Consider the following 7,611-nt stretch of genomic DNA (forward strand, 5'->3'; position numbering starts at 1 on the left):
AACAGCCTGCCAACGAGCATACCGGGGCAGGCTGAAATTATGTAATTAGAATTGTGAAAAGCAAAGGCGCAGAAAGGCTTTTTACAGAAAAGAAAGACAGGAGGAGAAGAACATGCAAAAAGCAATAAAGAGATATTTTCCGGTATTTGTATTGCCGACGCTGATTGCATTCACGATAGGTTTCCTTGCACCGTTTGTGTTAGGCGTATATCTTTCGTTCTGCAAGTTCACAACGGTGACAGACGCTAAATTTATTGGACTTAGCAACTATGTAAAGATCCTTGGAGACGGAGATTTTCTTCACTCTCTTTGGTTTACCGCATTATTTACAATTGTGACAGTATTATTGATCAACATTTTTGCATTTGCGGTAGCAATGCTTTTGACAAAGAATATTAAGGGAACCAATATTTTCCGTACTGTATTTTTTATGCCGAACCTGATCGGTGGTATTGTACTTGGATATGTATGGCAGCTGTTATTAAATGGTATTCTGGCACATTTCCAGAAAACACTTACATATTCTTCAAAATATGGTTTCTGGGGATTGGTTATCCTGATGCTCTGGCAGCAGGTTGGATACATGATGATCATCTACATCTCAGGAATCCAGAATATTCCTGGAGAGCTGATCGAGGCAGCACAGATTGATGGAGCGAATAAAGTACAGCTTTTAAGATATGTTACAATTCCGATGGTTATGCCATCCATTACAATCTGTACTTTCCTGACACTTACAAACGGATTTAAACTTTTCGACCAGAACCTTGCATTGACAAACGGTGGACCGGACAAGATGTCAGAAATGCTTGCCCTGAATATCTATTATACATTCTATGGAAGAACTGGCTGGGAAGGTGTAGGACAGGCGAAAGCAGTTATCTTCTTTATTATCGTAGGAGTGATTGCATTGATCCAGAATAAACTGACAACATCAAAGGAGGTGCAGCAGTAATGAATAAAAAAGTAAAACATGGTACATTATTAACCGTTATTTTTACACTACTCAGCCTGCTGTATCTGTATCCGATCATACTGGTATTTATCAACTCCTTTAAGAAAAAAGTCTATATCAGTAAAGCACCGTTCGAGATACCGACCGGAAAGATGTATGTCGGATTAGAGAACTATATCCGTGGTATTAAGCAGACACGGCTGATTCAGGCATTTGGATGGAGTTTATTTATCACAATCTTATCTGTAGCAGTGATTATCTTATGTTGCTCCATGTGTGCATGGTATATCTGCCGCGTGAAGACAAAATTTACAAAGATCCTTTACATGCTTTGCCTGTTTGCAATGATCGTGCCATTCCAGATGGAAATGTTTACATTATCCAAGATCGCAAATATGCTTCATATGGGAAATCCGTGGGGACTGGTTGTGATCTACCTTGGATTTGGTGCAGGACTTTCCGTCTTTATGTTTACCGGGTTCATGAAATCCATTCCATTGGAGATTGAAGAGGCTGCAATGATTGATGGATGCACACCAACCCAGACATTCTTTAAAATTGTACTTCCGATTGCAAAGCCGACTTGCGTAACAGTTACAATTCTTCAGGCAATGTGGATTTGGAACGACTACCTGCTTCCATCACTTGTACTGGATCAGAGAAAATATAAGACAGTGCCGATGGCAGTTCAGTATCTGAAAGGTGGATACGGTTCTGTAGATATGGGAGCAATGATGGGAACTCTGGTTCTTGCAATTGTGCCGATTATCATCTTCTACCTGTTCTGCCAGAGATATATTATCGAAGGCGTTGTAGCCGGAGCGGTTAAAGGCTAGTGTGGACATTGTCTAAAAAATGAATTAAAATAGAATTATAAAAATTAAAAAAAGACAGCAGAGAGTGAGTGAACATTCCCTGCTGTTTTCGGACGTTATAAAAGGAATAGTGAAAATGTAAAGTGAACGTGTGGGAGGAGTGGGGAAATGATTACAATATTGATCGTGGATGATGAAAAACTGGAGCGAAGGGGAATCCGCTTTCTGTTAAAGAGGGAGGAAGGAGAATTCCAGATCCTAGAAGCAACGAATGGAAAGGATGCACTGGGAGTATTAGAATCAAACCATGTGGATATTTTATTTTCGGATGTAAAGATGCCTTATATGAATGGACTGGAGCTGACGAAAGCAGTGAGAGAAGATCATCCGGATATGGAAATCGTGATCTTCAGCGGATATAATGATTTCTCTTATGCAAGAGAAGCATTGCGGTATGGAGTTGTGGACTATGTTCTGAAGCCGGTTGATCCGGAGGAATTCCATAAGACTTTTCAACGAGTGATGGAAAATATTTCTTCTAAGATAGAGAAAAAAGAGCAGCAGGAAAAGAAAGAAGATTATCTGAAAAAATACTTTTTACTGAAATATCTGTATGGGGGAAAAGAGGAAGATTTTGTTCAGTTTAAGAAACTTACAGATGGAATGGAAGATGATCTGTCCCAATTTACCCGTATGGTTCTTGTCAGTGCCTCAAATGGATTCTTCGAAACGGAAGAGGAACATTTCCTGATGAGCCTGAAGGAAGAGGTGCAGAGAGAGTTTCATTATGTGAATCTGAATTCGAACGAATCTATCTTTTTGTTCACGGAAAAATATGCAGATTATCATGGAATCGTAGAGAAAATGTATCGTTTTTTTGCGCAACAGTTTGACAGTGAATGTTATTTTGCAGTCAGTGAGGAAATCGAAGATGGAAAAAATCTGGCAGAGGAATTTAAGGTGCTGGAAGGAATGTTAGAAGAGCAGTTCTATCAGCCACGTCAGCATCTGTTTTTCCACGGGGAGAAGCAGGAAGAGAAGAAAGCTGATCCGGCAGAAGATTCTGAAATCATGGAACAGATTACGAAAGATATTCAATATAAAGATCTGCCACATCTCCGTCAGGATTTTCAGAGACTGGAAGAAAAATATCGTGCGCATAAGCAATTTTCGGATATGTATGTAAAGTTTGTATTTTCTGGAATTATGAAAGAATTGCTCGACCAGATGGAAGGGCTGGATGAAAAGATGCTTTCAAAGAGAGTGGATCGATTATATCGCTGCAGAAACCTTAATGATGTGATTGCTATAGTAGAAGAAGTACTTCAGGAATATGAACATTGCATGCAAGAGCAGGAAGATGGGTTCCGATCAGAAGTTACAACCGTGAAGGGATATATTTATCACCATTATAAGGAAAAGGATCTGGGAGCAGAGACACTTTCCGCAATGGTTTTTCTGTCACCGGGGTATTTAAGTGCTGTATTTAAAGAAGAAACAGGGATGACACTGAACCGTTTTATCCGTGAAGTGCGAATGAATAAAGCAAAAGAGCTTTTAGAGACAACGAATATGAAAATCTCCCAAATTGCGAAAGAAGTAGGATTTTCCAATAACTCATACTTCTGCAGAAGTTTCAGAGAGTTTTTCGGAGATACACCGGAAGCATGCAGGAAAGGAATAGCGGCGGATGAAAAAACAAATACGGAAGTTGATCCATCGATTTGAAAATCTGAAATTTCGTAAAAAACTGTCTGTTTTGATGCTGATTGCAGGACTGGTTCCGGTAGGATTCCTTGCTTTTTCCATGCAGTATGGCATGATGAATCAATTGCGAGAGAAGGAACAGTACAATCTGGAGAAAATGTTGGAACAGTCAGTGAGTTCGATTGAGAATCAGTCTCAGATCTATAAGAACCTGGTTGATTATCTGTCTTATTCTCAAAATCTCAGGAATATTTTTGATGTGGAGACAGAGTCGGATTATGAGAAGTATTTGAAATATGTGAAGGTGGCTGATCCACTGTTGCAGATGCCGACGATCTACCACAAAGAGATCCAGAGCATTACATTATATTCTGACAATATAGAAGTGCCACATGGAGATACACTTCTTCCAATGTCGGAAGCGGAGAATCAACAGTGGTATTCCAGGTTGAATGAGGGAACATTAATGCAGTGGAGCATCACTCGCGGTGTGAATAAATCAATCATTGCCAGTCGGAAATTCTATGACAATGATACGATCAAAGCGGTGTTGGAGATGCGTCTTGATTATGAAAAAGTTCTTGAACCATTCATGAGCCAGCTTACAGATAATACAGGAGGCATGATTCAGGATGATAATGGAAATATTGTCTATGCCGAGTGTTCTATGGATAAGAAATATCGTCCGAAGGATATTGAGAGTCCGAAAGATATCAGTGAGAATTATTATCTGGTACAGCGGACAATGAAGGATACAGGATGGAATTTCTATATCTATCGTCCAAAGGAAGTAAGTGAAAACGCAATCCATAAGCTTTTGCTCAAAAATATTCCGATTATTTTGATCAGTGTTCTTCTTCTGAGTTTTCTGGGATATGTTTTTTCTCTCCGTATGGTATCGCAGTTGGAGTTATTGACTGAAAATATGAACCTGATCAATATGGGACTTCGTAAAGTTACCGTGCAGAGTAAATCCAAAGACGAGGTGGGTGTGCTGATCCGGTCATTTCGGCGCATGATGGATCAGATGAACCATTTGATCTCAGAAGTATATGAGAGTAAGATCCAGCTTCAGAACAGTGAGATGAGAGCACTGCAGGCACAGATCAATCCACATTTCCTTTATAATTCGCTTTCAATCATCAACTGGAAAGCAATTGAAGCGGGGGAGGATGAAATCAGTCATGTGACATTGGCACTGTCTACTTATTATCGGACAAGCCTAAATCGTGGTGAAACAATGACTACAGTGGCAAAAGAAATTGATAACATCCGTGCATATCTCAAAATCCAACTTGTTATGCATGATAACGAGTTCCGTGTGGTTGAACAGATTTCGGATGGTCTTAATGATTATCTGATACCGAAGTTGATCCTGCAGCCACTTGCAGAAAATGCAATCGATCATGGAATTGATGTGTCAGATAATGAGAATCCGACGTTGTGGCTGACGATTCGTGAAGAGGCTGAGCACATTTTCTTTGAAATCAGGGACAATGGTGCGGGAATGACGCAGGAGAAGGCGGATCAGATTCTGACATATCAGTCCTCCGGTTATGGTGTGCGAAATGTCTGTGACAGAATCCATGTCCTTTATGGAGAAAAAGGTGAGATGAAGATAGAAAGTACTCCAGGAAAAGGAACGCGGGTCTTTATCCGGATTCCGAAGAACACGGAGGCGAAGGTGTTATGAAAAACGATATGAAAAAGCGAATTCTCTCAGCCCAGCTTGCATTAATTTTATTGCTGATGCTTTGGTGCGGAACCTATTTTGAGACGAAGGAAAGTCAAAGACAGATGGAACAGTTAGAAGCATCCCAAAGTGAGTCTGGTGTAAGCAATGCAGTTGAAGTGAAAAGAAAGCTGATGTATAAAGCGATGCATACACCACTTGGGAAATATCCTGAGACTGTTACCTATACACTTGGCAAGATTGCAGGGGCGAATAATTCGAATCTTCCTGTAGGAAATACGTACGAAAATAATGCATATACGAGATATTTGAAGAAAATACTTAATATTCAGAATGAAGATGTCTTTGAATTGCAGGATGGCAATACTTATGAAGAGGCGGTCAATGTAGCGATTGAAGATCGTGATATTCCAGACGTGCTTGTTGTGAAGGGAAGAGATAACCTGCTCCGCCTGATTGAAGCAGGCCTGATCGAAGAACTTACAGAAACGTATGAAGAGTGTACGACAGATACGATCAAAGAAATGTATGAAAGTTATGGAGATTCTCTTTTACAGTCTGCAACCGTGGATGGAAAGCTATATGCATTTCCGAATACGGTGATTGACGATGGAACTCCGCTTCTTTGGCTGCGGAAAGACTGGATTGAGAAGTTGGGATTAAAGGAACCGGAAACAGTAGGAGAAGCGTTGGAAGTGATCCGGGCATTTGTAGAACAGGATGCAGCAGGAGACGGTCAGACAATCGGCCTTGCCTGTAGTACAGACGTGGTTGCCGGTGCGGATCAGACTTATGGAGTGGATGCAACTTTTATACATGCCGGTGCAATGCCATGTCACTGGATCCTGGATAAAAATGGAAATGTAGTTTATGGGTCAGTAACACAGGAAACAAAAGAAGCGCTTTTGAAACTTCACAATCTATATGAGGATGAGATACTCGACCAGAGATTCCTGCTACGAAAGACGGAAAACATAGATGATTTGTTAAAAACCGGACATTGCGGTGCTATCTGTGGACGCTGGTGGGCTCCGAATAACCCGTTGAGTGCAGCATATAATGTCGATTCAAATGCAGAGTGGAAACCGTATCTTTTAGACAAAGAACAGGTAAATGAGACGCAGAAGATATCAGTTTTTGAATCGTATGACCAGTGGATGTATGTGGTGGTGCGTAAAGGATATGAGCATCCGGAAATTGTAGCAAAGTATGTGAGTGCGATTTTTGATCAGTCTAGATATGCAAATGATAGTGCGGCAAGAGAAGTGAATGATTATTTTTCTATTAATGTAGATCCGACGGCCCGGCCACTGAATATTAATGTGGATTATGAGGATGCACTTTACCGTACGACAGAACATATTCAGGCAGCACTGGATAAGACGCTTGATGTATCAGAGCTTAGCGGTTTGGAAAAGTCTTATTTTAATACATGCAAATCTTACTTGAATGGACAGCTGACAACCGCGAATGGATGGGCGGCGTATGCGTCAAGAATTCAGGCTGTGGGGGAACTGCAGAAGGCAGGAATAACAAGTACATCGACATTGCCTCTGGAAAATGTAAATGCAGAAATTCCGCAAGAATTACAGGAACTGGAACAGGAAGCATTTCTTCAGATCATTAGTGGGGAGAAACCAGTGGATTACTTTGATACTTTTGTGGCAGAATGGTATGCAAACGGTGGAAAAGTGCTGACCGAACGGGTGCAGAACGCCTATGAAAGTGGAAAGAACTAAAAAGAATGGATATTAATCAGAGACTGACAGAAGAATTAAAGAAACAGATTCTGGCAGCGGAAACGCTTGTGGCAGTAGAAGACCTGTATCGCCCATATCGTCCAAAGCGCCGCACACGTGCGACAATCGCGAAGGAGAAAGGACTTGAGCCGCTGGCTGCATTGGATCACATTGTAGAAGACAAAGGAACCGCTTGAGAAGACAGCGGAAGCTTATATCTCTGAAGAAAAAGGAGATTGTAGCAGAATAAAAAACAAAAAAACAGATACGGATGATTACCTACTTACGTTGGAGCAGAAAAAGTTTCAAAATAAATCAAAAAATATTTGTGAAGTCTACCAGTCAAAGTCTTTTCGTTGTATAATGTCTTTGTCGTACAGGGTCACTTTCCTTTGGAATGTTTTGGAGCAAACTCATTATACATCAGAAAGCTCTGTACGATATTTTTTATGAAAAAGTTGTAAAGTGGTGTAAAGATTAATGATCTTTGTATTGACACCGAAAATATATTTATTTCTCCGCGGCTTTTCTTCCAGGATGGGAGAGTGCCGCGGAGAATTTTTTGCGAAGAAAGAATTGCTATAGCTTTTGTAATTCCGGGAAAACCTTTATCTAAGGAAAAAATACAATATTAACATGAATATCGTAAGTGCAAAATAATTCGACGGATTGTGTTGCCCTAAAAAATATCCCATAATAATC

5 protein-coding genes and 1 pseudogene are annotated in these 7,611 nt (G+C 40.4%); all 6 read left to right on the forward strand.

Going from position 1 to position 7,611, the window contains the following annotated elements; genetic code table 11:
* Positions 1 to 112 precede the first annotated feature (112 nt).
* Positions 113 to 955, forward strand: a complete 843-nt coding sequence (locus DW915_RS14995; protein ID WP_055222160.1) for a carbohydrate ABC transporter permease — start codon at positions 113 to 115, stop codon at positions 953 to 955.
* Positions 955 to 1,791 carry a carbohydrate ABC transporter permease gene (locus DW915_RS15000; RefSeq protein WP_118742408.1) on the forward strand — a complete coding sequence of 279 codons (837 nt, stop codon included), beginning with the start codon at positions 955 to 957 and terminating at the stop codon, positions 1,789 to 1,791. Before DW915_RS14995 ends, DW915_RS15000 begins: the two co-directional genes overlap by 1 nt.
* Before the next feature lie 147 nt (positions 1,792 to 1,938).
* A complete protein-coding gene (locus DW915_RS15005; RefSeq protein WP_117802723.1) occupies positions 1,939 to 3,498 on the forward strand; it encodes a response regulator transcription factor in 1,560 nt (519 codons plus the stop codon).
* The gene (locus tag DW915_RS15010) at positions 3,461 to 5,170 is read left to right on the forward strand and encodes a sensor histidine kinase (protein WP_082425020.1); all 1,710 of its coding nucleotides are present in this window, start codon (positions 3,461 to 3,463) and stop codon (positions 5,168 to 5,170) included. The genes DW915_RS15005 and DW915_RS15010 overlap by 38 nt, the downstream gene beginning before the upstream one ends.
* Positions 5,167 to 6,909 (forward strand): extracellular solute-binding protein, encoded by a 1,743-nt coding sequence (locus DW915_RS15015; RefSeq protein ID WP_118742409.1) that lies wholly within the window; start codon positions 5,167 to 5,169, stop codon positions 6,907 to 6,909. The genes DW915_RS15010 and DW915_RS15015 overlap by 4 nt, the downstream gene beginning before the upstream one ends.
* Positions 6,910 to 6,929: 20 nt before the next feature.
* Positions 6,930 to 7,140 (forward strand): annotated as a pseudogene (locus DW915_RS15020) (hypothetical protein); the annotation flags it as partial.
* Positions 7,141 to 7,611 lie beyond the last annotated feature (471 nt).

Source organism: Blautia sp. AM42-2 (assembly GCF_003480245.1).
GTDB lineage: Bacteria > Bacillota > Clostridia > Lachnospirales > Lachnospiraceae > Fusicatenibacter > Fusicatenibacter saccharivorans.

Bases quoted from the DNA above. Each gene is read 5' to 3' on its own strand.
- DW915_RS15010 (WP_082425020.1), top strand. From the start codon at position 3,461: ATGAAAAAACAAATACGGAAGTTGATCCATCGATTTGAAAATCTGAAA.
- DW915_RS15000 (WP_118742408.1), top strand. From the start codon at position 955: ATGAATAAAAAAGTAAAACATGGTACATTATTAACCGTTATTTTTACA.
- DW915_RS15015 (WP_118742409.1), top strand. From the start codon at position 5,167: ATGAAAAACGATATGAAAAAGCGAATTCTCTCAGCCCAGCTTGCATTA.
- DW915_RS15005 (WP_117802723.1), top strand. From the start codon at position 1,939: ATGATTACAATATTGATCGTGGATGATGAAAAACTGGAGCGAAGGGGA.
- DW915_RS14995 (WP_055222160.1), top strand. From the start codon at position 113: ATGCAAAAAGCAATAAAGAGATATTTTCCGGTATTTGTATTGCCGACG.